Below are 25145 nucleotides of genomic sequence, written 5' to 3'. Positions count from 1 at the left end.
CAGTCCATGAAATCGGTTGGGGGTTCCCATGCAGCAAAAAATTTTGGTTATCGAAGATGAACCTACAATAGCTCGATTGCTGTCCTACAATTTGTCTCAGGAGGGGTATGACACTCTAGTGGTCGACCATGGCAGCGAAGGTTTGCAGGTCGCATTACAGCAGCAGTTCGATCTCATTTTTTTGGATATTATGCTCCCGGGGATGAACGGGTTCGAGATTTTGTCCAAGCTTCGCCAGAAGGGCAACAAAACGCCGGTCATTATCTTGACGGCCCGCAACGCAGAGGACGAAGTCGTTCAGGGCTTGAAGTATGGTGCCGATGACTATATTACCAAGCCGTTCGGTGTGGCGGAGCTGCTGGCGAGGGTATCTGCGGTGCTGCGGCGAACGATGAGCGAGGAACAGCTGCAGGAGAAAAATTTGAGCGCTGAGAAGGTTATTACGGCGGGAGATTTGCACATTTATCCGGAAAAGTATGAGGTGCTGCTGAACGGGGACTCGATCCCGCTGCGTCCGAAGGAATTCGAGGTGCTGCTCTATCTGGTGCAGCGTCCGGGTGTCGTAGTGACGAGGGACGACCTGATGAACATCGTTTGGGGCTTCGATTATATCGGAGGCCAGCGTACGGTCGACGTGCATGTCAGCTCTTTGCGCAAGAAGCTGGAGATGAATCAGGAGTCGGTGCAGATTGAGTCGATTCGCGGAGTCGGGTATAAGCTGGTGACTTCCACCGGGAAGAAATAAGATAAGCGAGAGGGGTAGGCCATGGGCTTGCCTCTTTTTTCAGTTTGCAGCCGCGCATAGATAAATTTCCCGGGAAATGCCGAACGCTGGCATAAAATGTCGGAACGTAGTGTTGTTCGGGGGGATCCGAGTCTTCATGTGACACAATCGGATAAAAGAATCGCCAGATCCAAAATATCTTTTCCATGGAAAGTTGTCTATACTATGAGGTAGCGTCTCAATACATAACGGTGGCTTAGGAGGTCAATTTGATCATGTCTAGAACTTTCAGAATCGGTATTATCGGCTGCGGCGGAATTGCGAACGGCAAGCATATGCCTGCGTTGAAAAATCAATCTAACGCTCAGATGGTCGCTTTTTGCGATATCGAGGAGCATAAAGCGAGAGAGGCGGCGGAAAAATTCGGTACGCCTGACGCAAGAGTATATACGGACTACCGGGAGCTGCTGCAGGACGGCTCCATTGATGTCGTTCATGTTTGTACGCCGAACGATTCGCACGCGGATATTTCCATTTCGGCCTTGGAGTCCGGGAAACACGTAATGTGCGAGAAGCCGATGGCCAAAACCGCCGCTGATGCGCGCCGTATGGTGGAAGCGGCCAAGCGGACCGGGAAGAAGCTTTCGATCGGCTATCAGAACCGTTTCCGTTCCGACAGCCAGTACTTGAAGCGTCTCTGTGAGGACGGAGAGCTGGGTGAAATTTATTACGCCAAGGCACATGCGATTCGGCGCCGCGCCGTTCCGACTTGGGGCGTGTTCCTTGATGAGGAAAAGCAGGGCGGAGGCCCGTTGATCGATATCGGGACGCATGCCTTGGATCTGACGCTGTGGATGATGAACAACTACAAGCCTAAGGCGGTACTCGGGACGGCCTTCCATAAGCTGTCGAAGAAAGAGAACGCAGCCAATGCATGGGGTTCCTGGGATCCGGCGAAGTTTACGGTAGAGGATTCGGCCTTTGGGATGATTACGATGGAGAATGGCGCAACGATCGTACTGGAATCGAGCTGGGCAATCAATATGCTGGCGACAGGCGAGGCCAAGACGACTTTATGCGGCACAGAGGGCGGAGCCGATATGCAGGACGGACTACGGATCAACGGCGAGAAGCATAGCAAGCTGTTCATGAATCAAATCCAGCTGGATGCCAAGGGTGTGGATTTCTACGACAGCCGCGGCGAGAGCCCGGCGGATTTGGAGGCGCGCCTGTGGCTTGAAGCTATCGAGCAGGATAAGGATCCGGTCGTAACTCCGGAGCAGGCATGTGTCGTGTCTGAAATTCTAGAGGCGATCTATGAGTCCTCGAAGACAGGCAAAGCCGTGTACTTTAACGAATAACTGTATTTCATTCAGAGCTCGTATCTCCCGGAATCGGCTGAGAGGTACGGGCTTTTCTTTTGGTTTGCCTGCGACAAGCAGCATTTTCCAAAAAAAACACAAGCTTGTAAAAAGGGAGCCCGTAGCGGAGCTGGATCCGGAAGAGGTAATCTATAAGGAAGCGTTTACACTTGCTATCTGAGGAGGCCTCCATGAAACGATCGAACAACCGATTGAAGAAAAAGCTGATGACCGTTGTACTTGCAGCAGCGATGACCATGCCTTCAGCCTTAGTGCCGGCTGCTTACGCTGCAGACCCGTCTCCCGAGCTTCAAACGAAGCTGAAGGACGCCATTGTACTTTATGTGAATAGTCCGGATGCGTTATCTCATGGGAAAAAGCAGCGGATTGATCCTGATAACCCCGGAGTGCGGGCCATAGTGAAGGACGGATCTACGCTGGTGCCGGTCCGATTCGTCTCCGAGCAGCTCGGTGCGGAAGTGACATGGGACGACAAAGAAAGCCGCGCTACGATTGTGAACGGGAAGGATACGATTCAAGTCGCCATCCACGAGAAGAGCATCCGTGTGAATGAGTCCATCAAGGAGCTTGAGGTACCGGCTCAGCTGATCGACGGTCGAACCATGGTGCCGCTCCGGGCTATTGCAGAAGCGCTCGGGCGCAAGGTATTTTGGGATCCGATGGGGCTTATCGTAATCTCCCTTGAGGATCGCTTCTTCGACGGGGGGAAGGACGCAGGGGCGCTGGAGCAAACGGCGGACCTGTTTAATTCTCCGCTGCCTTTACGGGAGGCGGTCGCCAGTGTAGACGACGGGAATGTGCCGGAGAATACTTTGGACGGTTCGCTGGAAACCCGCTGGTCGGGGCAAGGGGACGGGGAATGGATCCGCTTTGACCTTGGGGAGAAACGGACAATGGGGTATGCGGCGATTGCCTTCTACAGCGGGGATCAGCGGCAGTCTTTCTTTGATCTTGAGGTTTCGGACGACGGGGAGAGCTGGAGGCAGGTATTCAGCGGGAAAAGCAGCGGCAAGTCGCTGGAGCCGGAGCTGTTTGATTTTGATGATACGGCCGGCCGTTATATTCGCGTTCTGGGGCATGGCAATTCGAAAAATGCGTGGAACAGTATCTCGGAGTTTCAGGTATATGCGCCTGGAGAAGGCAATACGATCCGCCGTATTACCGCCGCACCTCCGGAGGCGAAGCCTGATGTAAAGTACGCGCTGCCGGGCTTGATCAATCCGGACGGCAAGGCCGTTTCCCTGCATGCACCCAATCGGGTAACAGGAAAGACACTGAACGTGCTTGATTACGGCGCCGACATCAAAGATAACGATACGGACGACCTGCCCGCCATTCAGAAGGCAATTGCAGCGGCAAAACCGGGAGACGAGGTATATTTGCCGAACGGCGTGTACAATCTGAGAAGCACCCTTCCGAACGATAAATCGGCGAACATAGAGCTGAAGAGCGGCGTCAATCTGCGGGGGGAAAGCCAGGAGCAAACCATCCTGATCTCAAGTATCGGAGCGGAGACGCCTAGCGGTAAAATGATGAAGGCTTATAGCCGGGCAAATATCGTTGTCTCCGGAATGACGTTGACTTCAACCTGGAACGGGAAGTATTCCTCCGATACCAAAGAAGCGAATCCGGATAAGGGCGGTCCACAGTACCTTATTTATATTACCGACAGCGTAAACAAGCCTTCCAGCAACATTACGATTGACGGGGTGACCTTCGAGAAGTTCGAGCGTATGGCTGTGCGTATTGAGAAGAGCAGTCATGTCGTCGTGAAAAACAGCCTGTTCCGGAATGCGACCGACGTAGCCGGCGGCGGAGCGGGGTATGGGGTTTCCATTCAGGGACTGCCGAAGAACGACCGTACCGGTTATGCGAACGATACCTACTTTAACGTCGTGGAGAACAATACGTTCCAGGGTCCTTATATCCGTCACGGGGCGTTGATTCAGTACTATGCCCATAATAATGTGATTCGCAACAATACCTTCCTAAGCACCCAGCTGGACGCGATTGATCTGCATGGGGAAGACGAATATTTGAATGAAATTTACGGCAACAAGATCCGGGATATTGTGACGGGAGCGGGCATCGGAGTAGGGAATACGGGCGGTTCGGCGCCTTCCAACCACGACGCGTCGGGTCCGGGCAACTATATTCACAACAACACAATCACCGGCTCCCGTGAGGGAATCAAGGTGCATATGGGCTCCCCAGATACGGTGATCGAGAACAATACGATTTCCGATTCGAAGGTAGCGGACGGCAAGGGGATTTATTTGCAAAATGCGCCGCGTACGCTCGTTCGAGGCAATACGATCACAGGCTTGACCGGTGAGGGCTCCTGGGGGATTATGCTGGAGGAGGATCCGGGGGATAAGAATACGAAGGATCTGGCCGGCAAAGGAAGTCCGAAGGACATTCAGCTGATCGGCAATAAGGTGACCGGCAATGCGAATGGTGTTCAGATTGGCGCAACAAGCACGGGCATTAGCCTGAAGGACAACGAGATTAAGGATAATAAAGGGGAAAATATAGTAGATCTGCAGGGGACCTCAGCCGAAGCCGGATCGACCAGTGCAGAGCCGTCAGCTCCTGCCGCGACTACGGCGCCCGCTGCCGCTTCCGCCGATGGAGTCATCATCGCCTCGTCGGATGTGGAGGCGGACCGCAGCGTGGAAGGCAATCTCGGCACGGAGAACCGGATGCGGTTAAAGCGTTCGGGGAGCGGAACGACAGCGAGAATCGGCTACTTCAAGTTCGAAGTAAACGACGCCGAGCAGGTTCGATCAGCGGAGCTTCGCTTGTCTGCCATGCTGACGCCTTCCAATGCCGATGATGCCAAGCTGGAATATGAGGTGTACGGCTTGACGGATGATACTTGGCAGGAAAATGAGCTGACCTGGAAGAACGCTCCAAACCATGGAGATAAGGGCGAAATTACGGGAGTCGGCGAATCGGCGATCCTGCTGGGTACGATCACCTTGTCCGAGAAGATCGATAAAACCTACAAGCTCGACGTGACTTCCTTTGTACAAAGCCAGACCGACGGCGTCATCACACTGATGATTGCCGATAACAAGGGCCAGAACGGCAACATTGCCCTGTACACGAAGGAAAAGGGGGATGCGGAGCTGCAGCCCGCACTGCTCATAACGAAATAAAGTGAAACAAACCATGCTTTCTCTTACGGAGCATGGTTTTTTCTTTGCTTGGCGGAATATGCTAAAATGACCGTAATGCGATAGAATCAAAGGAGGAATTCAGCTATGGCGGATTTTCAAGAAAAGCTGGAGCGTTATGCATCTTTGGCCGTACAGGTCGGTGTGAATATTCAGCCCGGTCAAACATTGGTTGTCACCGCGCCCTTAGCCTCTGCGCCGTTCGTTAGGCTTGTGGCTAAGAAGGCTTATGAGGCAGGCGCCAAAAACGTACATATCGAATGGCAGGACGACGAGGCCACGCGCATCAAATATGAGCTCGCGCCAGATGAAGCTTTCCTTGAATATCCCATGTGGCGGGCCAAAGGCTGGGAGGAAATGGCGGAGAATAACGCAGCTTTCCTGTCCGTTCTTGCTCCGAACCCGGATTTGCTCAAGGGGATTGACCCGCAAAGAATAGCGAATGCGAACAAGACCGCCGGTGAAGCATTGAAAACATGGCGCACCTATCCTATGACGGACAAAGTCAGCTGGTCTATTGTCGCCGTCCCTTCCGAAGCATGGGCGGCAAAGGTGCTTCCGGACCAGGATGAGGCAGGTCGCGTCGATGCCCTCTGGGAGCTGATCTTCTCGGCGACTCGTATTAACCGGGAGGATCCGGTGCAGGCATGGAAGCTGCATCTGGAGGAGCTTGATAAGAAAGCGGATCAGCTGAACAGCAAGCGTTACCGCGCCCTTCGTTATCATGGACCGGGAACCGATCTGACCATTGAGCTGCCGGAGGGACATCTCTGGGTCAGCGGGGGCAGTGTGAACGTAAAGGGAACCTCATTTGTCGCGAATATGCCGACGGAGGAGGTGTTCACGGCACCTCGGAAGGAAGGCGTGAACGGAACCGTGCGAAGCACGAAGCCGCTGAGCTACGGCGGGGTACTGATTAAGGATTTTGCCCTTACCTTCGAGAACGGCAAGATCATTCACGTTGAAGCTGCTGAAGGGCTCGATGTGCTGAAGAGACTGGTCGATACGGACGAAGGCTCGGCCTATCTCGGCGAGGTAGCGCTTGTGCCGCATCGTTCGCCGATTTCCGACACGAACCTGATTTTCTACAATACGCTCTTTGACGAGAATGCATCCAGCCACTTGGCTATCGGGAAGGCCTATGCCTTCTGTCTCGAAGGCGGCAAGGAAATGACGGAGGAGGAGCTTGCCGCGCGGGGGATGAACTCCAGTATCGTTCACGTGGATTTCATGATCGGCTCCGGCGAGCTGAGCGTGGATGGCGTGCTGGAGGATGGCGCCACCGAGGCTTTAATCGTTAACGGGGATTGGGCGATGTAAAACGAAGCCGGCTAGATAATTTCACCTTCGTTGGGGAAATGTAAATGTCGAACGAAAAACGACAATCCCTGACGGAGGTGTTTTACATTGTTTTATTATACAGAGCAACTAATTAATGAGATTGTCCCGGATCAGCCGGATCCGGCAGCGGCCAAGGCAATGCAGGAAATCCTGGGCGGACATTTCGGGGAAATGCGCACCATGATGCAATTCTCGTTTCAAAGCGCCAATTTCCGGGGGGCGGCCACGGAATATCGCGACTTGATCAAAGGGATTTTCCTGGAGGAAATCAGCCACGTCGAGCTGGTTCAGAATACGATTAACGCTCTGCTTGACGGTTCAGGCAGTGATCCGGGGACGCAGACCCAAGCCCAAAACACAACTCTGCAGAATGGTGCCGGGGACCCTATCGGATATCACTATATAATCGGTGCACAGAGCTCGATGCCGATTGATTCGTCCGGCAATCCATGGAATGGTTCTTGGGTATATGACCACGGCAACCTGGTGACGAATCTTCTTGATAATTTGGTGCTGGAAGCGACGGGGACTCTTCAAAAATCAAGAATCTATGAGATGAGCTCGAACCGAACGTTCCGCGAGACCCTTGCCTTTCTCATGGTACGTGACAACGCCCATCAGAACGCTTACGCCAAAGCGCTCGAGACACTCGGCGTTCAATGGGCGAAGGTGCTGCCGGTGCCGGAGTACGATCTGAACAAATATCCCGAGTGCCGTAAGTATATTGAACGAGGCCTGCATAACGTGCAGTTTAATTTCCGAATGGACCCGACACGCATTGCCGAGATCTTCCAAGGTGCTTCTCCGGGACGACATGGCGGAGTCCTATCGGTAGAGCAGCCGCCGCAAGGCTACCCGGTACCTGCACGCCCGGAGCGTCCGGCCGAGCACAGCCCCGGCATGCCGCCGAAGCCTAGCGCTCAGCCTGTGCTTGTATAATTAAGGTTCGAGGGTAATAGCAAAGCCCCACTGCTGCTGCAGTGGGGCTTTGCTATTACCAGAAATATTTCACGAGATCTACGTTGAAGAGATGCTTATTACCAAGGCTCAGGTTGATGATAAAATATAGCAGCGGCGATGCCAGTATACCGAAGAAGATGATAACCAAAGGCAGCAAACCGGAAAATTTCTTTGTATTAGTCGTTTTCATTGTTTCCATGTGTGATAACCCCTTTTCATTGTGATGTTGTTCCGTCTTATGTCTTTATTATAAGAACGGGCAACGGGGGTGTAAGTGATTTAAATCACATAGGGTAGACGATCACAAAATCGTAACAGAAAGCATAATCCATGCCTGTCATTGGAAACCTAGACAGACGTTACTTGCAGAATGGGTGAAGTTCAATGAATAAATGGATTGCCGCTATGTGTATTTTCATCCTGCTGTTTGTGCTGGCGTGGTTTATTTTCTCCAAGGTGTTTTATCTCAGAAGCAGTCCCAAAACCCAAGCTTTGTCGACTCAAGAGCAGCAACAGCAATTGTCACACAGCAAATCCGCTAACCCTAAGGCGAGAAAGGTCATCCTCATTGTTGTGGATTCCCTGCTCACCAGTGCGTTAGAGGAAGGGCTGAAGCAGGGGATTTTACCGACCTTTGCCTATCTAAAGAAGCAAGGCCGGTACCATGACAATCTGGTCAGCTCGTTTCCTACTATGTCTGTGGCCATTGACAGCACCCTGCTGACAGGAGCTTATCCCGATCAGCACCGTGTTCCGGGATTAGTGTGGTATAGCGCCGATCGGAGAAGCATGATCAATTATGGAACAGGACCGATGGAGATAGCTAAGGCAGGCTTGAGCCCGGTTCTATTTAATTCCTTCATCCATTTAAACGGACAGCATTTGAACCCAAGCCTGCCGACCCTTTACGAGGAGCTCGCTCAAAAAGGCTTTACCTCGGGCTCCATCAATGGTTTTGTATACCGAGGAGCGAAGGAGCATACGCTTCATATCCCTCCTTGGCTGAGCCGGTTCACTATGCTTCCGCCGGAGATCCGGGTGAAGGGGCCTGACTTTCTGTCGTTCGGCATTTTTGCCAATCCGTTAGAGGGACGAATCGACATGACGGACGATCCATTTCACCGTGCGGGTCTGAATAACTATTTTTCATTGGAGACCGCTTCCTATCTAGTGCAGCATGATCTGCTTCCCGATTTTCTGTATGTCTATCTGCCCGATTTGGACAAGCAGCTGCATAAGAAGGGACCGTCCGATCTGAGCTTTGTACAAAAAACGGATAAGCAGCTGAATGACTTCCTCCAACAGTTCGGTTCGCTGGAAAAGGCGCAGGAAAAAGCGGTGTTCATCCTGATAGGTGACAGCGGCGTTACTCAGATTGATGACCGCAAAGAGGAAGCGATTGTTCCATTGCATGAGCTGCTTCAGCAGTATGTGCTGCTGAAGCCCGGAGAGCTGCCGGAGGCGCATACCGAGATGGTGCTTGCAGTCAACGAGACCATGGCCTATGTGTACAAGCTGAAACAAAGCTTGTCTTATCGAGATATTGCCAAGGCCGTAACAGCGGATGATCGGATCGATTTTATTGCGTGGAAGGAGCACGATTGGATTCATGCAGCAAGCTCACGGATGGCGGATGAGCTTCGCTACAAACAAGGCGGACCCTATAAGGATCCGTATGGGCAGACTTGGACCATCGAAGGGGATACGAAGGTGCTGGATGTGAAGCTCGATGAGCAAGGGAGATCCGTTGTCTATGACGCTTATCCCGACGGACTGCGCAGATTACACGCCGCGCTTCATTCTCATGAAGGGGAATTTCTGATCGTCACAGCGAAGCCCGGGTTTGAGCTGGCCGATCGGAGTTCTCCGCATCATACCGGCGGAGGCGCTCATGGAGCTCTTAATAAAACGGAATCGCTGATTCCCCTGTTTATCTACGGTACCGAGGAAATGCCGAAGCACTTGCGTTTGGTCGATCTGAAGGAATTTCTGCTGAAGCTAACGGAACAAAGTCGGGATTTGGCCCGAAACAAAGAATAAGGATTGCCTAAATTGTGGGGATAACGTAAAATATTTAGTATGTTATTCTAAGCGATTTGAGGCCTACAAGCCGGATTAGAGAGCGATCACGCGGACTAATCCGGCTTTTCTTGTGCGAGCTAATAAAGTGAGGGACCGTAGATGGAAGACAACAAGGCTGTCTTGCTAGGCGACGAACTATTTTATAGTGCTTTTCATTATTCTGCCATGGGCATGGCGCTGGTTGCGCTCGACGGCCGTTCCATCGCCGTCAATGATGCGCTGTGCAGTGTTCTGGGATACACCCGGCAGGAACTGACCCGTGTAACCTTTCAACAAATTACATACAGCCAAGATATCGATCAAGAAACGGAGCTTTTCGAGCGGCTGGTAGCCGGGCAGCTGCCTTCCTACCAAATGGAGAAACGATACCTTCATAAGTCAGGACAACTTGTATGGGTATTGTTAAGCGCTTCTATCGTCAGGAGCAAGGATGGAGAGCCTTTATATGTCGTTTCTCAAATTCAGGACATTACAGGCCGTAAAGTAATGGAGCAAGAGCTGAGATCGGTTCAACATCAGTATGAGCTTCTGGCGGAAAATGCCGTGGATATCATTACCTTTAGCTCCCCGGACGGGACTTTTCAATTTATTTCACCCGCGAGCCGGACTTTACTAGGGTACATGCCGGAGGAGATGCTGGGCAAGCAGGCGATATGTTTCTTTCATCCCGACGATAAAGAGACGATCTCACAGCTGCAGCTTGCGGATACGGATACTTTCGATTGCCGGGTCAAGCATAAGGAAGGGCATTATGTTTGGATCGAGACCACCATCCGAATGATTCGCGATGAGCATGGGGAAACGGCTAAGCTTATCGGGATCGGACGTGACATAACCAGACGCAAGGATATGGAAAATGATCTGCGCAGAAGTCAAGAACGTCTGAGGGAGGCTCAGCGGATATCGAAGATCGGCAGCTGGGAATGGGATGTCTCGCGGGATTACATCAAATGGTCCGAGGAATCCTTCCGGATTTTCGGCAAGGGTCCCGGTGAGTTCCTCGGCAAGCTGGAGGAGTACTACCAATTCATTCATCCTGGAGATCGGGGAATGGTGGAAGCTGCCGTAACGAAAGCGCTGAACGGCGAGGAATATGATTATGTGTGCAGACTTCCGGCTAAGGACGACCAATGGAAATATATCCATGTGCGCGGGGCTCAGCAGCGGAATGCTGAAGGTGTGATCGTCGGGATCAACGGAACGGTGCAAGATATTACCGACCGGATTCTACAGGAGCAGAAGCTGGAAGAAACCATAGAACGGTACACCTCATTAAAAAAGTACAATCCGGACGCCGTCGTTTCTTTGACCCACCTGGGAGAAATCATTTCGGGCAACGCGGCCGCGGAGACTTTATCCGGCTATAAGGCGGAAGAGCTGAAAGGGATGCATTTTACCGATTTCATAACGGACCCTTACCTTGAGCTCACGCAAGAGCGGTTCAAGCAGTTTCTTAGCGGCAACCTGATCGAGGAGACCCATATTGTGCTTCGCAATAAACATGGGCAGCTGCTGGATGTTGTGGCAACACCCGCTCCGATTGTCATTAAAGGCAACATCGTAGGCTGTTATTTGATTATTAAGGACATTACGGAGCAGAGGAAAAAGGACGAGCTGCTCATTCGTTCGGAGAAGCAATCGATTGCAGGGCAGCTGGCTGCGGCCATCGCACACGAGATTAGGAATCCGCTTACCGCCATTAAAGGTTTTTTTCAGCTCATGCGTTCGGGAAGCATCAAGGACGCTTATTTCAATATACTGGATGAAGAGTTTATTCGGATCGAAATGATTCTTGGCGAGCTGATGGTGCTGGCCAAGCCGCAGGATATGAAAATGGAATCGAAGGATTTGGTTCGTACGCTGCAAAGTGTGACGCTGCTGCTTGAAAGTCAGGCGAACATGAATAATGTCACCATACGGCATTGCTTCGAGGCGGAAGAGATCCTAATTCGGTGTGATGAGAATCAGATTAAGCAGGTTTTCATTAATATGCTGAAAAATGCCATTGAAGTCATGCCCAAGGGGGGAGCGGTCGAGATTCTCGTAAAGCCGGAGGACGGGTTCGTGACCGTCTCCATAACGGATCATGGCTGTGGGATCCCCAGGGAGCTGCTGGATCGAATCGGCCAGCCCTTCTATTCTACCAAGGAGAAGGGAACCGGTCTCGGCTTAATGGTCAGCTACCGTATTATTGAGAATCATGGGGGAAGCGTAACAATCCGCAGTGTCGTAGATGAGGGGACAACCTTTGAGGTAAAGCTGCCGAGATTGAATTAAAATGGGGTTCCTTTGCTCGTTATGAATGACAAGAGAAGGAATGGGAGAACCTACCTAAGGTGCCAACAGCGAAGGAGGTGTACCCATGGCGAAAAATCAAGAGGAACGAAGCGTAGAAATTCCGGAAGAGAACGAATATCCGGATCGATCGGTAAGCTCGATTATGGGGCGAATGGAGACACCGGCTGATCGAATCGCAGACAAAGAGGAATATGTAGACGAGCCCTAATCGGATCATAAGCAAGCACCTCGCGACAAGCAATCGCGAGGTGCTTTTTTCTACTTGAGGGCCGTATCGATAGGGAAGTATTGTCCGGACCAAGCTTTCCGTGAGGTCCACTCGGCGCTTCCTTGCCAAAAGGCGTGCTCGGGAGGCAGTCCCAACGGAAGAAACACCGATGCGCATAAATAGAGACTGCCGGTCGAAATATAGGTCTCCCCGACGTCCGGCTGATCGCCGCAAAACCCAATCCGCAGCCAGCCGCTCTCATCGAAGGTTCCCGGAGCTGCCATCATGCGTCGTATCACGGCTGTCAAGGCGCAGCGCACCTGAGGGGGAGAAATTTCCGCCGGCAGGCGATCCTGAAGGGCAACCTGTGACAGGAGCTGGAAGGCTCCGAAGCGGTAAGCGAGCGATCGACCGATCGGCGGGAAAGTACCTTCCGGCGAAATGCAGCGCTCCTGCTGGGCGGCATAGCGGGAGGCTCTGCGAAGAGTCGTTTCGGTAAGCGTGCCCCAGTCTGGATATTCCGAGCCTATGGTAAGGAGGATATCCACAAGCATCGGCTGGATCACGAAGCTGTTGTAGTAATCGTGATGGTATTCGACGCCGTCGCCATAGGTGCCGTCTCCCAAATACCATTCATGATGTTTTTTGATCGCAAAGTCAACGCGCATCGGGTCCCAATCTTCCTCCCCCAGCAGCTTCAGGGCGGTCTCCGTCATGGCGGCGAACAGCAGCCAATTGCTGTACACCGGCTTTCTCGTACGGGTCGCCTTCAGGCAGCCGATCAGGTTGCTCTTGACCCGCTCGTCCAGCTTGCCCAGCAGCTCCCTCGGCGCCCGCAGCAAGGCGTGAGACAAGAAGGCCGCATCAACGATCGGCTGTCCTCCCTTGGAGAAATTCATCCGATCCGGCGAAGCCGGATCGGTCCCAGCATCGATGGCTTCCCGAGCAAGCTCAGCTATGCGATTCCGCTGCGCCTCTTCCTCAGCGGATAGTCCTGTTGCCTCCAGCCAAGGGGCAAGTCCGCAAAGCAGGCGGCCCAGCGCCTCAAGATAAGTATAGTCTCCCCGGTCATCGAGCTTCCCTTGAACCGGCATCGTTTCCTTCAATTTTCGCTCTTTTAGCGCAACCAGCACCGGCTCGCCGATTTGAAGCAACCAATCGATCCACTGCTTTCTGTCTAGAGCACCTTGATCCATTCTCCTTCAACCCTTTCTTGATATCTCCTTGAAACGTTTCAATCCTACTTTATATTATAGCGCTGATGAGTCGAATTGAGGAAAATATTTTTTATTTACATTCCTTATTATTCCTATGTTTCTATGAAACCCCAAGTGGGTAATAAAGTAGGATCGTAAACTAGGGTAGGGTGAGATCATGAGCGTTGAAACAGGGATTGAAGCGGTATCTTGTGTTATCGCAGCATGGCTTTTATGGTTGTTTATACCCAGAGATCGAATGCGAGAGGTACATGTAAGCTTTTTAGTTGCCCAGGCTCCTGCGTGGTTTTTAGGTGTTCTTGTGGTCGAGCTGGGACTGCTTGAATACCCTGTCCGTTTTTTTTCTGATGCGGTTCGTACCAGCTTTACTTTTGAGTTTTTTATTTTGCCTGCGATGAGTGTGCTATACAATCTTCACTTTCCGGCCCGGTCGGTTTGGTGGAAAAAACTTGCATTTGCCCTCTTTTTCCCGACTTGGATCACTTTGCTTGAAATTCCGATAGAAAAATATACCCAGCTTCTTAGCTACATACATTGGCATTGGTCAGCCACTTGGGGCAGCTTGCTGTTCGTGTTTCACTTATGCTACCTGTATTATTGTTGGTTCTTCAGCAAGAAAGCCGCATAAAAACATGCCCGATTCTTCCTTGGAATCGGGCTTTCTTTCGTTATCGCTTCCTTGTTTGCCGAAGTCGACGGACCACACTTTGAATTTGGGGATAAAGGCCGGCATCCGCATGATCCTTAAATAAATTGTACTGCGGTCTGGTGTTGGCTTCGATCAGCCACAGCCTCTGGCTTCGGTCGATTCCGATATCGAGTCCAAGCTCGGTGATCAAGGGAAAGGAGGCTTCGAGTGCTGCGGCAATCCGATACCCCATCTCCCTCAGCTCGGCTTCCAGCTCATGCTGCCTCAGCTCCTCCAGCTTCAAGCTGCTTTTCAGCGCTTGGCTTAAGCCGATCGAGCTGCCTCCCCGGCAGTGATTCGTTACGATCTGTCCGGAGGGGGCCCATTTGCCCATAACTCCCATGTATCTCCACTTTTTCCCCGGCTTCAGCAGCACCACGCGAAAATCAAGCTGTCTTCCTTGCAAATCCATAAGATCGATGCCCTGCTGCAGGATGTAGCTTTTCTTTCCTATTTTGCGGATCATATGAGAATAGATTTGATCTATGGCCACTTCATAACGGTCCGTATGCGTATGAACCCTAACCTTACCGCTTCGCATCGTCAGCTTCATGATGCCTCGGCCGCCGCCTCCAAAGCACGGCTTCAGGAAGACGACGGGGTATTTTTCCAGAAATTGAAGCAGCTTCCTTGGTGTCAGCTTTGCCGTATCCGGCAAATACGTGCGAAGAGAATCGACCTTCCATAGCGCGGCATGCTTCCTCCACTTGCTCCAGGGGTACATTCTACCGTACAAGCTCAACGCGGATCCCCTCCTGTGAAAAGTAGAATCGGATAGGATTAGCATATGTAAGGGGAATAGGCTAGGCGCTTGACCGGTGACGTTACAATTTGGAGAGTTCGGATGGAGGATGTATCTTGTGGAGAAGGCACAGCAGCTTGACTCTGCGGTTTCAAAGGGATAAAATCCGAAGGAAAGGACAGGTGACGGCATGTTCACAATTACAGAATACAGTGTGGAGCTCGTGAAGGATCCCTTCGGCATCCTGACCGGCAAGCGTTATGAATTCACTCTTGATCTTCAGGTAGATGAAGAGGATGAACTGTACTCGGAGCAGGGAATCTTTTTAAGGGTTGTATATCGCGTGGAGGAAGAGAGCGCGGGGATCGTCAAATATGAGTTCCTTGAGCGTAACACCAACAAGTATCTTGATTTCGAGCTGGAAGAAGAGGAGGCTGAGGCCGTACGGTCTTTCTGCCAGGCTCATTACAGCGAAGCGGAGGAATAAGCCGGAGCCTTAGGGCGGACGGCTTATTCCTGCTCGCGCCGGGTTGTAAGGCTATCGCTTCTTGGGGCGCCTTGCGATTTGGTTCGTAACGACGAAGGCAAGGTCGTCATTGCCGAATAAGGATAAAACGCCGAGCAGAGTGTCGTCCGGTATATCGCCGGCTTCCTCTTTGGGAACCGTCAGCTCTATCGCTTGCTGCAGGGCAGGATTATCCGCTTGCTGAGGATAAGCGAGTCGGTACAGTTCATTCGGGTCCAGGCCGTGATTCACACACCACTGGGCAAAGACGAGGATCATCATGCTCTCGTCCCTTTGGTAATTTCGGATGATTTGTTCTTCTAGCTCCTTGCTGCTCATCGGTCGGCGCTCCTTCTTTCAATGGCTGGAGATGGTCATAGGGTTCATTATATCGGAATGACAGAGGTGTGTACAATGATCATGAATGAGAAAATTAAGGCAGCCGAGGTGCATCTGACAGGTGTAGACGGGGAAGACCTGGGTGTAGTGGCGACAAGTGAAGCGCTGGCAATGGCAAGGAAGCTCAAGGTCGACTTGGTGTGCACATCGCTAATGAGCAGCCCACCGCCTTGCCAACTGATCGGGGCAGGCGCGGCCAAGCAGGAGGCGCAGCAGGCCCGCAAACGGGAGAAGGCGCCGAAGGTGAAGGAAATCCGCCTCACGACGCAAATTGAGGAGCACGATTATGACACCAAGCGGCAGCAAGCCGAACGGATCCTGAGCTCCGGGGATGCGGTCCTCTTGGTCGTCAAGCTGCAGGGCAAGGAAGGCGAGCGTGCGAAGGAGCTGTTGGAATCGCTGCTCAAGGATTTGAGCAGTGTAGGCCGAAAGCAGACGGGCATTCAGCTAAGCGGCAAGCAGGCCGCGGTGCAGGTGGACCCGTTGTAGCGGCCTTGAGCTGCGGTCGGTCACCGCCGCGATTGCGACCGCAACCGCATCGCACCGCGGCAGCGTAAAGTGAAAAAATCACCTTACAAGCCCATGCTCGGCGCATGGAGGAGATGTAAGGTGATTTTTGCAGCTAGAATAAAAAGTGGACACATCGTTAAGTGAAGTTAGATAATTAACTTAGCAAAGAACAATGAGGTGTCCACCATGGGAAATCAACGGCAGCGTTACAATGAAGAATTTAAAAAGCAGACAGTCAAATACGTACAAGAACAGACCAAGACGGTGCCGGAAATCGCGGCGGAGCTGAACATTCCGGCAGGAACAATCCACAACTGGATGTCTCAGTACCGTTCATTTGAAAATGAGCCGCTAGCCAACCCGGAAAAGCTTCGTCAAATGAAAGAAGAATTGGCAGCAAAAGAACGCGAAGCCAAGAAAAAAGATCAGGAGATAGCCGATCTCCAAGAGGAGCTGGCCATTTTAAAAAAGGCTCTGCACATCTTCAGCAAAGAAAAGAACTAAGGTTCCAGTTCATTGAAGATCACCGCTCCGAATTTCGAATGGAGAAGATGTGCAAAGTGCTGCAGGTATCCAGGAGCGGGTTTTACAAGTGGCAAACGGCTACAGCAAGTGAGCGAGAGAAACGGAAGACGATGGTGATGGAGCGGATTTCCTACCATTTTCACGACTCTTATGGAAGATATGGCAGTCCCAAGATCACCCGTTTACTATGGGCTGAACAGTTTAAGATTTCAGAGCGCACAGTCAGTCTCTACATGAAGGAGCTAGGGCTGCGTTCGTGCGTTTCTCGTAAATTTAAGGTACAGACAACCGACTCTAACCATGATCTGCCTATTGCTCCAAACATCCTGAATCAGGAATTTGATGTGAAAAAGCCAGAGAAGGTCTGGGTAGCAGACATTACCTACATCCCTTGCCGAGAGGGCCGATTGTACCTTGCCAGCATCTTAGACTTATGCACGCGTGAGATCGTCGGCTGGCGCCTCTACGATCGAATGACCACAGACTTAGTTGTAGACACGTTACAAGCCGCCTATGAGGCCAAGAAACCTCAGAAAGGGCTCATCCATCATTCAGACCGCGGCTCACAGTATGCCTCAGATGAATACCGTAAGAAATTGAAGGCTTACTCAATGAAAGCCAGTATGAGCCGAAAAGGGAACTGCTATGACAACGCTTGTATCGAGTCATTTCACAGCATATTAAAGAAGGAGCTTATTTACCGCACCAAGTTTAAAACGAAGCAGCAGGCTTATGAAGCCATTTTTCAATATATTGAGTTCTTCTACAACCGTAAGCGAATCCACAGTGCAATCGGCTATGTATCGCCGGTTAAATTTGCTGCGCGTTTTAAGAAGCCTGCTTAAGCGTTCACTTAACGGAGTGTCTACTTTCTTGACAGAGGTCCATTTTTGTTTTTACATACGGAGGTCATCCTGCTAATCGCTAACATGGAGGCCTGTAAGATGATTTTATAACGCTACCGATGGTGCCTCTGTCCAAAATCCGCGGTGTAAAATGATTTTTTCACGCTAAACGACTACAGCCATTCGGAAACCCTCGCCGGGTTTACCATATAGCAGCGAATCCGCTTAGTGCCGCTCCCCTTAACGAGCAAATAGCCCTTCTCGTGCAGAGCATGCAGCAGCTTTCGGGCGGTCTGACCTTGCACGTCCAGCCAGCGGCCCGTATCCCCGGGCGTGAATCCGGCTGTTTGCCGAAGAGCTTGCCGCAAAATCTCCTTCTCCACGTAGCTCAGTTCCCCATCGCCAGTCTTCGAGCCAAGCACACGCCCCATAAACTGCTGAAGCAGCTGTTCGCACCGTCTCGGACGATCCTTCACATCATCGTAAGTGAAGCGGAGAACCCTCCAGCCATCGATCATCAGGTGATTCTGCCGGACCCATTGGTCGGAGAACTGGTTCCGGCTCATCCGCTGCACGTGGGATTCATACCCGTCTATTTCTATCGCTAATCGAAGTGTGCCTTCGATCCAAGCAAAATCAAGGTACCTGACACCATCCCGGAAGTCATACACCTCGTATTCGGGATGTAATCCCTCGAAGCTTCCGAAGGCCGGCCACCACACCTTCTCCAGAAAAAGCTTCTCAGCATGTGCGTGCCCCTCCAACAGCCTTCGCAGCCGTTCGCCGGATCTGCGCTTCTGATGCCCCAAGAACCACTCTCCGTGTTTCTGCTCAAAGTAACCAATCAAGCTCATCCCTCCATAGGCAAAAAAATAACCGAGGACGAGAGCAGCCAATCGCTGGTTCTCATCCTCGGTGTGTGCTTCACAACCAGAGTTCATCATCCATCTCATTATACCATAACGAGCTTTTTCTCTTCATCCTTTTCTTTTTCGTTCTCTTTCGCTTCGGGTGCCACGAAGACTGCTTCAGAAGGCGCTTGAGCTGACGCCATTACAGGCTGATCGCCTAACTCAACTTCACTGGCAGTCGACCCCTGTTCCGCATCGACTCCCGCATCGCCCCCCGCATCGACTCCCTCATCGATCTGAAAACGGCTGATCTCTTCAAACAGCTCCTGCGAGAGGACCAAAATATCGTCGGCCTGCTCGGCCACCCGGCGAATTGCCATGTCCTGCTGCAAGGACACCGCATTGACCTCCTCGATTCCGGCAGCCGACTGCTGCGCAATCGCGCTCACGAACTGGACCGAATCAATCAGCTGGCTGTTTTTCTGCATGACCCGTTCGATGCGTCCGTGGATTTGCTGAACTTGCTCCGACAGCTCGTCCATGGATACGCGAATTTCAGCGAATGCTTCTACACTATCATCCATCTTGTCCCGCTGCTGGTCGAAGGACTGTCGTGTGCTCCCGATCTGCTGGTGAAGCTCCTGCGTTTGGGAAACCAGGGAGGAAATGATCCGGCTTACCGTTTGCGACGATTCGTTCGTCTGGGTCGAGAGGAGGCGAACCTCTTCCGCGATGACAGAAAAGCCTCTGCCGTGCTCGCCGGCGCGCGCCGCTTCAATGGCTGCATTCAGTGACAATACGTTCGTTTGAGTGGAAATTTCCGTGATGGTGCTTACGATTTTAGCAATTTGATTCGAGCTGCTCGTCAAGCTCTCCATCGCCATGTAAACCTTCTTCAGCATTTCCTCCGATTCCGCTACTGCCGCCTTTAACGCATCCATCGAGGCAGAACCGGTATGCGTGTTAAACGATACTTCACGGCTTTTGCGCTGCATGGCTGTCGCAGAATCGGCAATATTTAGTATTTCCTTTTCCAAATCGGCAATGATCAGAGTGCTCTGCTCCGATTGAACCGCCTGCTGCTCCGAGCCGACGGAAATTTCCTGGATCGCGCGCACTACATCCTGATTAGCCGCGGCGGTAGAGCCGGACAGCTCATGAAAGGATCGGGAATGCTCCGACAGGGAGCCGGCAATATCCTTCGTATGGCGCAGCATGCGGTTGACTTGATCCACCATGTGATCGAAGCTTTGGCTGAGCATACCAAGCTCGTCCTTCGCCCTACTATGAATCTTGTGCCGCAAATCTCCTTCTGCTATAAGTTGAACGGCAGCCTGCAATCGGCGAAGAGGCCGGGTGAAGGAACGAATGACGATCAAGGCTACGGCAACGGTAACGACAACAACGGTAATCAGTGCAAAGAGCGAGACCGCCGCGGACCGGCTAAGCAGCACCTTCGAGCTCGCTACGGCTGCGGCCGCGTCCTGCGAGTATACTTCATTAAACTGATCGGTCAGTTCGAAAATGTATTCTTTATGTACTTGGGACTGCTCATGGAGCGACTCCAGCTGCTTGCTCATTTCCTGGGGAGGGAGTGATTTGTTCTTGACCACGGCAAGCGCTGCGTCAAAGGTAGCGGTGAATTCCTTCGAAGTATTCGTCAGCTTGGCACTCCATTTGCGCTCATCCGAGGTTCCGGCCGTTCCCGCAATCTTCTCAACCAGCTCGTAGAAGTGAGCTCTTTCTTTATTATAAGGCTCGGCGATGTCTTCCTTCTTCGAAACCATCATGCTGGACTTTAGCGCATCCAATGTATTCGCCGACTGCTTCAGTGCGGATGCGAGAAACTGCTTATCCACCTGCGCGTTCTGAAACAGAATTTGTTCCTTCATAAGATCGGCTTGCATCCATTGATAGGCTGACATCCCGGAAACGATCAATAGAATGAACGCAAATCCGATAAGCAGCTTCCCTCTCATGGTCAATAAGGATAAAGAAAATTGCCCGCGACTCTTTGCCATGACTACCCTCTCCTTTTACCTATATCTATTTGCCTATATCTTACACAATGAAATAGCGAAAAAGGTCAGCGTTATGTTAAGCCAGTGTAAATTGTTGTCGAAACTTCCTGGCGTCAAGGAGAATCTTGTAGAACGAATTCGAAGACTTGTAGTTTTAACATTCCGTTTACAAAACTTCGAAATTGCGAAAACAAATGAGCCGTAACATAGCAATTGTGAGTTCGAAAAACAAATTAGATCAAGGAGTGGTCAAGTTGTTAAAGGTTTTGGCACGTAAAGGAACGATCGTACTTTCTTCTGTTATTCTTGCAATGTCGCTTGCGGCATGCGGAAAAACAGCAACGAACGACAACACGCAAGGTTCCGCACCGGCACCGCAAGGCGGAAACAACACAGCTGCTCCGGCCCCTGCAGGTCTGAAGGGTGAAATCAAAATCGACGGTTCCTCGACGGTATTCCCGATCTCCCAGGCTATGGCGGAAGAATTCATGAAGAAAAATAAAGATGTCAAAATCACCGTAGGCGAATCCGGCTCTTCGAACGGAGCGAAGAAGCTGATCGGCGGCGAAATTGACATTGCCGATATGTCCCGTAAGTTTAAGCAAGAAGAGAAGGACGAACTGAAAACGAAGCAAAACACCGAAGTCATTGAGATGCCGGTGGCGCTTGACGGAATCACGGTAGTAGTGAACAAGAAGAACACCTTCGCCAAAGAAATGACGGTTGAAGAGCTGAAGAAGGTATGGCAGAAGGACAGCACAATCAAGAAGTGGAACGAAATTCGTCCGGAGTGGCCGGATAAAGAAATCAAACTGTACGGCCCTGGTACGGCTTCCGGTACGTTCGAGTTTTTCACGGAAGCAATCAACGGGAAAGCAAAGGAATCCCGCAGCGACTATACACCGTCCGAGGACGACAATGTACTTGTAAAGGGCGTAGCCGGCGATGAGTTCGCGATGGGTTACTTCGGATATGCATACTACAAAGAAAATGAAGCGAAGCTGAACGCCGTTGCGATCAAGAAGGATGCGAATTCTCCTGCCGTTGCTCCGTCTTTGGAGACCATTGAAAAAATGACGTATGCACCGCTGTCCAGATATATCTATGTATACCCTACGAAAAAAGCGCTGGAGCAGCCGCATATTAAAGAATTCCTGAAGTACTATAACAGCGCTGAAGGCTCCAAGCTGGTAGAAGCCGTGAAGTACATCAAGCTTCCGCAAGAAACCATGAACAAGAATCTGGAAGCTTTGAAGTAAGCTTACATTTGAAAAGCGCAAGCAGATAGAAAGCGAGAGCCGTGGCGTCCCGTAGGTAAGCTAGGGGGTGTCACGGTTTTCACAGTATAACATGCTGTGGGGGAATTAATGGGAATGGGACAAACAACAGATCTAAAAAAGAAAAAGAGCATGATTTCGTCCGATGTGTTGATACCAAAGGTTTTGGCATTCTTCGCCATCATTTCGATCTTTACGACGATTGGCATTGTGGCCATCCTGATTTTTGAATCGATCGGCTTTTTCCGTGAGGTGCCGCTGTTTGATTTCATCACGGGGACCGAGTGGACTCCGCTGTTCAGCGATCCGAAGTTCGGTGTGCTTCCTCTGATTACAGGTACGCTCCTGATTACCGTAATTGCCAGTATTGTAGCGATTCCGGTCGGTTTGGGCAGCGCGATCTATTTAAGTGAGTATGCCCCGGCCCGTGTTCGAAATATTTTGAAGCCGGTGCTGGAAATATTGGCAGGGATTCCTACGATTGTGTATGGCTTTTTCGCATTAACGTTCGTCACCCCGATTTTACAGTTCCTGATCCCGCAGACGGAAATTTTTAACGCCTTGAGTGCGGGAATTGTGGTGGGCATTATGATCATTCCTATCATCTCCTCGATGAGTGAGGATGCCATGGTGGCCGTTCCGAATTCCCTTCGCAACGGAGCTTATGCCCTTGGCGCGACCCGGTTCGAGGTGGCGGTCAAAATCGTCGTTCCCGCAGCGCTCTCCGGTATTGTGGCTTCTTTCGTGCTGGGCTTGTCCCGTGCGATCGGAGAGACCATGATTGTGACCTTGGCGGCAGGCAATCTGGCGCATCTGTCCTTTAACCCGCTCGAGAGCATTCAGACGTTGACGGCCTATATCGTAGCTGTCAGCTCGGGGGATACCCAGCACGGCTCGGTGGAGTATTTAACGATTTATGCGGTAGGGATTACGCTGTTCGTCATGACACTGGCTATGAATATACTGGCCGGCTACATCTCTAAAAAGTTCAGGGAGGAATACTGATGGCATCGAGAGAAGAATTGCTGCATATCGGCAAAAGAAAACGTAAAAACAAGCTATACCATCAGCTGTTTTACCTTTCCACCTGCTTCGGAGTCGTAGCGCTGGCGTTATTGCTGATACAGGTGCTTGTGCAAGGCGCAGGCTGGTTGAACTGGGACTTTCTTACGAACTTTTCCTCCCGCATTCCCGCGAATGCCGGGATTAAAGCTGCCATTGTCGGCACCTTCTGGCTCATGCTGATCACGGCTCCGCTAACCTTCATCATTGGAGTGGCTACGGCGATCTATTTGGAAGAGTATGCGAAGGACACGGCTTTCAGCCGTTTCATCCAAACGAATATTGCGAACTTGGCCGGCGTTCCCTCGATCGTTTACGGCTTGCTTGGACTGACCGTATTTGTGCGCGTTATGCATTTGGAGCGCAGCCTTCTGTCCGGCGCATTAACGATGACCTTGCTGGTACTGCCGATCATTATCGTTTCGTCGCAGGAAGCCTTGAAGACCGTACCTCAATCGCTGCGCAATGCGTCCTTCGCATTGGGAGCGAATCGCTGGCAAACGATAGTCCGCGTGGTATTGCCCTCGGCCTTGCCGGGAATTTTGACGGGAACGATTCTGTCCTTATCCCGTGCCATCGGAGAGACGGCGCCGCTGATCGTCATCGGAGCGGTTTCTTATATCGCCTTTCTGCCGAGGTCTCCATTCGACACCTTTACCGTCATGCCGATCCAGATCTTCAGCTGGGCGAGTCAGCCGCAGGCGGAATTTCAGAATGTGGCCGCGGCGGGAATTATTGTGCTGCTGATCATGCTGCTGAGCATGAACGCTTTTGCTATCTTTTTACGGAACAAATACCAGAGGAAGCTGTAGGAGGGCCCGGACATGTCTATTGTCAGCATCAAGAATTTAAACTTGCATTATTCCGAGTTTCATGCCTTGAAGAACGTTCAAATGGAAATTAGCGAAAAATCGGTGACGGCCTTCATCGGTCCGTCCGGCTGCGGGAAGTCGACCTTGCTGCGTACGCTGAACCGAATGAACGATATGATTAAAGGGATTCGTATCGAAGGCGATGTCATGATTAACGGCACCAATATTTACGACCCGGATGTGAATGTGGAGCTGCTCCGCAAAAATATCGGCATGGTGTTTCAACAGCCGAATCCTTTTCCAAAGTCAATCTATGATAACGTAGCCTATGGCCCGCGTATTCACGGCATTACGGACAAATCGCAGCTGGATCATATCGTGGAAAGCAGCTTGAAGGCTGCCGCACTTTGGACGGAAGTGAGCAGTAACCTGAAAAAGTCGGCATACGGTTTATCCGGCGGTCAGCAGCAGCGGCTTTGTATCGCTCGAGCGCTAGCGGTGAATCCGCAAATTTTGCTGATGGATGAGCCGACCTCGGCACTGGATCCGATCTCGACTTTGAAGATTGAAGAGCTGATTCGGGAGCTGCGCGATAAATATACGATCGTCATCGTCACCCATAACATGCAGCAAGCGGCGAGAATCTCCGATTTCACCTCGTTCTTCCTTAACGGAGAAGTGATTGAATCCGACCAGACGGAGAAAATTTTCACCACACCGTCGGACCAGCGAACAGAAGACTACATTACCGGACGTTTCGGATAAATTGAGGAGTGAATTGTCGTGGATACGAGATCGAATTTTCATCAGGCGGTTGATGAGCTGCAGCAAGAGCTGCTGAAGATGGGCATACAGGTAGAAGAGCATATTCACCTAGCGGTAGAAGCCTTGGCCGCAATGGATGAAGCTTTAGCGAAGCGGATCATTCAAGAGGACGATCAAATCGACGAAATGCTGCTGGCGATCGAGGAAAAATGTGTACGGCTGATTGCTCTGCAGCAGCCCATGGCCAGCGACCTGCGGATTATCGGTATGGCGATGAAGATTTCAACGGACCTCGAGCGGATTGCCGACCATGCCGTAGACATCGCCAAGATTGCCCTGCGCCTGGCGGGCGAGGAATTGGTAAAGCCCTTGGAGATTATTCCCAAGATGACGCTGCTCGCTAAAGATATGCTTCGCGAAAGTCTGCTGTCCTATACGGAGCGCAACGTTCACCGCGCCGCAGCCCTTGCGGAGAAGGATGACGAGCTCGATAAGCTGTACAGCACGGTCATGAATGAGATAATCGGGCTGATGAATAGCGATTTTGCACGGAACCGCCAGCTGTCTCAGCTGATGTTCGCGGCGCATTACCTGGAGCGCGTCGGCGATCATACGACGAATATCGGGGAAGGAGTCATCTATATGGTGACCGGAAAACGCAAGGATTTGAATGTCTAATAGAGAAGGACCTGAGGCTTTATTGTCTCGGGTCCTTTCGGTGTATATGTACGATTTTTTCCATAACTTCGACA

24 protein-coding genes are annotated in these 25145 nt (G+C 51.5%); 18 read left to right on the top strand and 6 right to left on the bottom strand.

Going from position 1 to position 25145, the window contains the following annotated elements; translation table 11 throughout:
• The first annotated feature begins 28 nt into the window (after window positions 1-28).
• The 5 genes from RAC89_RS05790 (at window position 29) to RAC89_RS05770 (ending at window position 7565) form a co-directional block, all read left to right on the top strand.
• The gene (locus RAC89_RS05790; protein ID WP_284641127.1) at window positions 29-745 is read left to right on the top strand and encodes a response regulator transcription factor; all 717 of its coding nucleotides are present in this window, start codon (window positions 29-31) and stop codon (window positions 743-745) included.
• A 254-nt stretch (window positions 746-999) separates the two neighbouring features.
• Window positions 1000-2085, top strand: a complete 1086-nt coding sequence (locus RAC89_RS05785; protein ID WP_306612374.1) for a Gfo/Idh/MocA family protein — start codon at window positions 1000-1002, stop codon at window positions 2083-2085.
• Between the two features lie 191 nt (window positions 2086-2276).
• Window positions 2277-5267 carry a stalk domain-containing protein gene (locus tag RAC89_RS05780; protein WP_306612372.1) on the top strand — a complete coding sequence of 997 codons (2991 nt, stop codon included), beginning with the start codon at window positions 2277-2279 and terminating at the stop codon, window positions 5265-5267.
• Window positions 5268-5372: 105 nt separating this feature from the next.
• Window positions 5373-6605, top strand: a complete 1233-nt coding sequence (locus RAC89_RS05775; RefSeq protein ID WP_306612370.1) for an aminopeptidase — start codon at window positions 5373-5375, stop codon at window positions 6603-6605.
• A gap of 87 nt (window positions 6606-6692) precedes the next feature.
• Window positions 6693-7565 (top strand): manganese catalase family protein, encoded by an 873-nt coding sequence (locus tag RAC89_RS05770; RefSeq protein ID WP_306612368.1) that lies wholly within the window; start codon window positions 6693-6695, stop codon window positions 7563-7565.
• A gap of 55 nt (window positions 7566-7620) precedes the next feature.
• Here RAC89_RS05770 and RAC89_RS05765 read toward each other — a convergent pair whose 3' ends face one another.
• Entirely contained in the window at window positions 7621-7785 is a 165-nt protein-coding gene (locus RAC89_RS05765; RefSeq protein WP_306612367.1) for a hypothetical protein, read from the bottom strand.
• A 185-nt stretch (window positions 7786-7970) separates the two neighbouring features.
• Between RAC89_RS05765 and RAC89_RS05760 the strand changes: the two genes are divergently transcribed.
• The 3 genes from RAC89_RS05760 (at window position 7971) to RAC89_RS05750 (ending at window position 12174) form a co-directional block, all read left to right on the top strand.
• Complete coding sequence (locus tag RAC89_RS05760) at window positions 7971-9626, top strand: alkaline phosphatase family protein (RefSeq protein ID WP_306612365.1); 1656 nt, start codon at window positions 7971-7973, stop codon at window positions 9624-9626.
• 141 nt (window positions 9627-9767) lie between these two features.
• Window positions 9768-11945 carry a PAS domain-containing protein gene (locus RAC89_RS05755; RefSeq protein WP_306612363.1) on the top strand — a complete coding sequence of 726 codons (2178 nt, stop codon included), beginning with the start codon at window positions 9768-9770 and terminating at the stop codon, window positions 11943-11945.
• 85 nt (window positions 11946-12030) lie between these two features.
• Window positions 12031-12174 carry a hypothetical protein gene (locus RAC89_RS05750; protein ID WP_284641119.1) on the top strand — a complete coding sequence of 48 codons (144 nt, stop codon included), beginning with the start codon at window positions 12031-12033 and terminating at the stop codon, window positions 12172-12174.
• 50 nt (window positions 12175-12224) lie between these two features.
• On the opposite strand, the gene RAC89_RS05745 is transcribed toward RAC89_RS05750, so the two are convergent.
• Window positions 12225-13370 (bottom strand): DUF2264 domain-containing protein, encoded by a 1146-nt coding sequence (locus tag RAC89_RS05745; protein WP_306612361.1) that lies wholly within the window; start codon window positions 13368-13370, stop codon window positions 12225-12227.
• Between the two features lie 178 nt (window positions 13371-13548).
• Between RAC89_RS05745 and RAC89_RS05740 the strand changes: the two genes are divergently transcribed.
• On the top strand, window positions 13549-14019 hold the full coding sequence (locus RAC89_RS05740; RefSeq protein ID WP_306612359.1) for a CBO0543 family protein: 471 nt from the start codon (window positions 13549-13551) through the stop codon (window positions 14017-14019).
• 40 nt (window positions 14020-14059) lie between these two features.
• On the opposite strand, the gene RAC89_RS05735 is transcribed toward RAC89_RS05740, so the two are convergent.
• Window positions 14060-14821 (bottom strand): YheC/YheD family protein, encoded by a 762-nt coding sequence (locus RAC89_RS05735; RefSeq protein ID WP_306612357.1) that lies wholly within the window; start codon window positions 14819-14821, stop codon window positions 14060-14062.
• 190 nt (window positions 14822-15011) lie between these two features.
• On the opposite strand from RAC89_RS05735, the gene RAC89_RS05730 reads away from it, so the two are divergent.
• Window positions 15012-15308: a DUF6509 family protein gene (locus RAC89_RS05730; protein WP_306612354.1), complete on the top strand. Its 297-nt coding sequence runs from the start codon at window positions 15012-15014 to the stop codon at window positions 15306-15308.
• 51 nt (window positions 15309-15359) lie between these two features.
• Here the strand turns inward: RAC89_RS05730 and RAC89_RS05725 are convergent, their stop codons facing one another.
• Window positions 15360-15665, bottom strand: a complete 306-nt coding sequence (locus RAC89_RS05725; protein ID WP_306612352.1) for a hypothetical protein — start codon at window positions 15663-15665, stop codon at window positions 15360-15362.
• Window positions 15666-15740: 75 nt separating this feature from the next.
• Between RAC89_RS05725 and infC the strand changes: the two genes are divergently transcribed.
• The 3 genes from infC (at window position 15741) to RAC89_RS05710 (ending at window position 17605) form a co-directional block, all read left to right on the top strand.
• Window positions 15741-16214, top strand: coding sequence for a translation initiation factor IF-3 (gene infC / locus RAC89_RS05720; protein WP_306616053.1), 474 nt, complete (start codon window positions 15741-15743; stop codon window positions 16212-16214).
• A 207-nt stretch (window positions 16215-16421) separates the two neighbouring features.
• Window positions 16422-16739, top strand: a complete 318-nt coding sequence (locus tag RAC89_RS05715; protein ID WP_306612350.1) for a transposase — start codon at window positions 16422-16424, stop codon at window positions 16737-16739.
• Complete coding sequence (locus RAC89_RS05710) at window positions 16625-17605, top strand: IS3 family transposase (protein WP_306616052.1); 981 nt, start codon at window positions 16625-16627, stop codon at window positions 17603-17605. Before RAC89_RS05715 ends, RAC89_RS05710 begins: the two co-directional genes overlap by 115 nt.
• Before the next feature lie 173 nt (window positions 17606-17778).
• On the opposite strand, the gene RAC89_RS05705 is transcribed toward RAC89_RS05710, so the two are convergent.
• Together RAC89_RS05705 and RAC89_RS05700 are read right to left on the bottom strand one after the other, a co-directional pair.
• A complete protein-coding gene (locus RAC89_RS05705) occupies window positions 17779-18549 on the bottom strand; it encodes a PDDEXK family nuclease (RefSeq protein ID WP_306612348.1) in 771 nt (256 codons plus the stop codon).
• An 8-nt stretch (window positions 18550-18557) separates the two neighbouring features.
• The gene (locus RAC89_RS05700; RefSeq protein ID WP_306612346.1) at window positions 18558-20477 is read right to left on the bottom strand and encodes a methyl-accepting chemotaxis protein; all 1920 of its coding nucleotides are present in this window, start codon (window positions 20475-20477) and stop codon (window positions 18558-18560) included.
• A gap of 254 nt (window positions 20478-20731) precedes the next feature.
• On the opposite strand from RAC89_RS05700, the gene RAC89_RS05695 reads away from it, so the two are divergent.
• From RAC89_RS05695 to phoU, 5 genes are all read left to right on the top strand, one after another.
• The gene (locus tag RAC89_RS05695) at window positions 20732-21736 is read left to right on the top strand and encodes a PstS family phosphate ABC transporter substrate-binding protein (protein WP_306612344.1); all 1005 of its coding nucleotides are present in this window, start codon (window positions 20732-20734) and stop codon (window positions 21734-21736) included.
• 114 nt (window positions 21737-21850) lie between these two features.
• A complete protein-coding gene (pstC, locus tag RAC89_RS05690) occupies window positions 21851-22759 on the top strand; it encodes a phosphate ABC transporter permease subunit PstC (RefSeq protein WP_306612342.1) in 909 nt (302 codons plus the stop codon).
• Window positions 22759-23628, top strand: coding sequence for a phosphate ABC transporter permease PstA (gene pstA / locus RAC89_RS05685; RefSeq protein ID WP_284641108.1), 870 nt, complete (start codon window positions 22759-22761; stop codon window positions 23626-23628). Before pstC ends, pstA begins: the two co-directional genes overlap by 1 nt.
• 12 nt (window positions 23629-23640) lie before the next feature.
• Complete coding sequence (gene pstB, locus RAC89_RS05680) at window positions 23641-24393, top strand: phosphate ABC transporter ATP-binding protein PstB (RefSeq protein WP_306612338.1); 753 nt, start codon at window positions 23641-23643, stop codon at window positions 24391-24393.
• A gap of 18 nt (window positions 24394-24411) precedes the next feature.
• A complete protein-coding gene (gene phoU, locus RAC89_RS05675; RefSeq protein WP_306612336.1) occupies window positions 24412-25071 on the top strand; it encodes a phosphate signaling complex protein PhoU in 660 nt (219 codons plus the stop codon).
• Window positions 25072-25145 lie beyond the last annotated feature (74 nt).

This window comes from Paenibacillus sp. GD4 (assembly GCF_030846225.1).
Taxonomy (GTDB): Bacteria; Bacillota; Bacilli; order Paenibacillales; family NBRC-103111; genus Paenibacillus_G; species Paenibacillus_G silviterrae.
The sequence above is the reverse complement of the archived record's forward strand: the minus strand, read 5'-3'. Positions and strand labels throughout refer to the sequence as shown.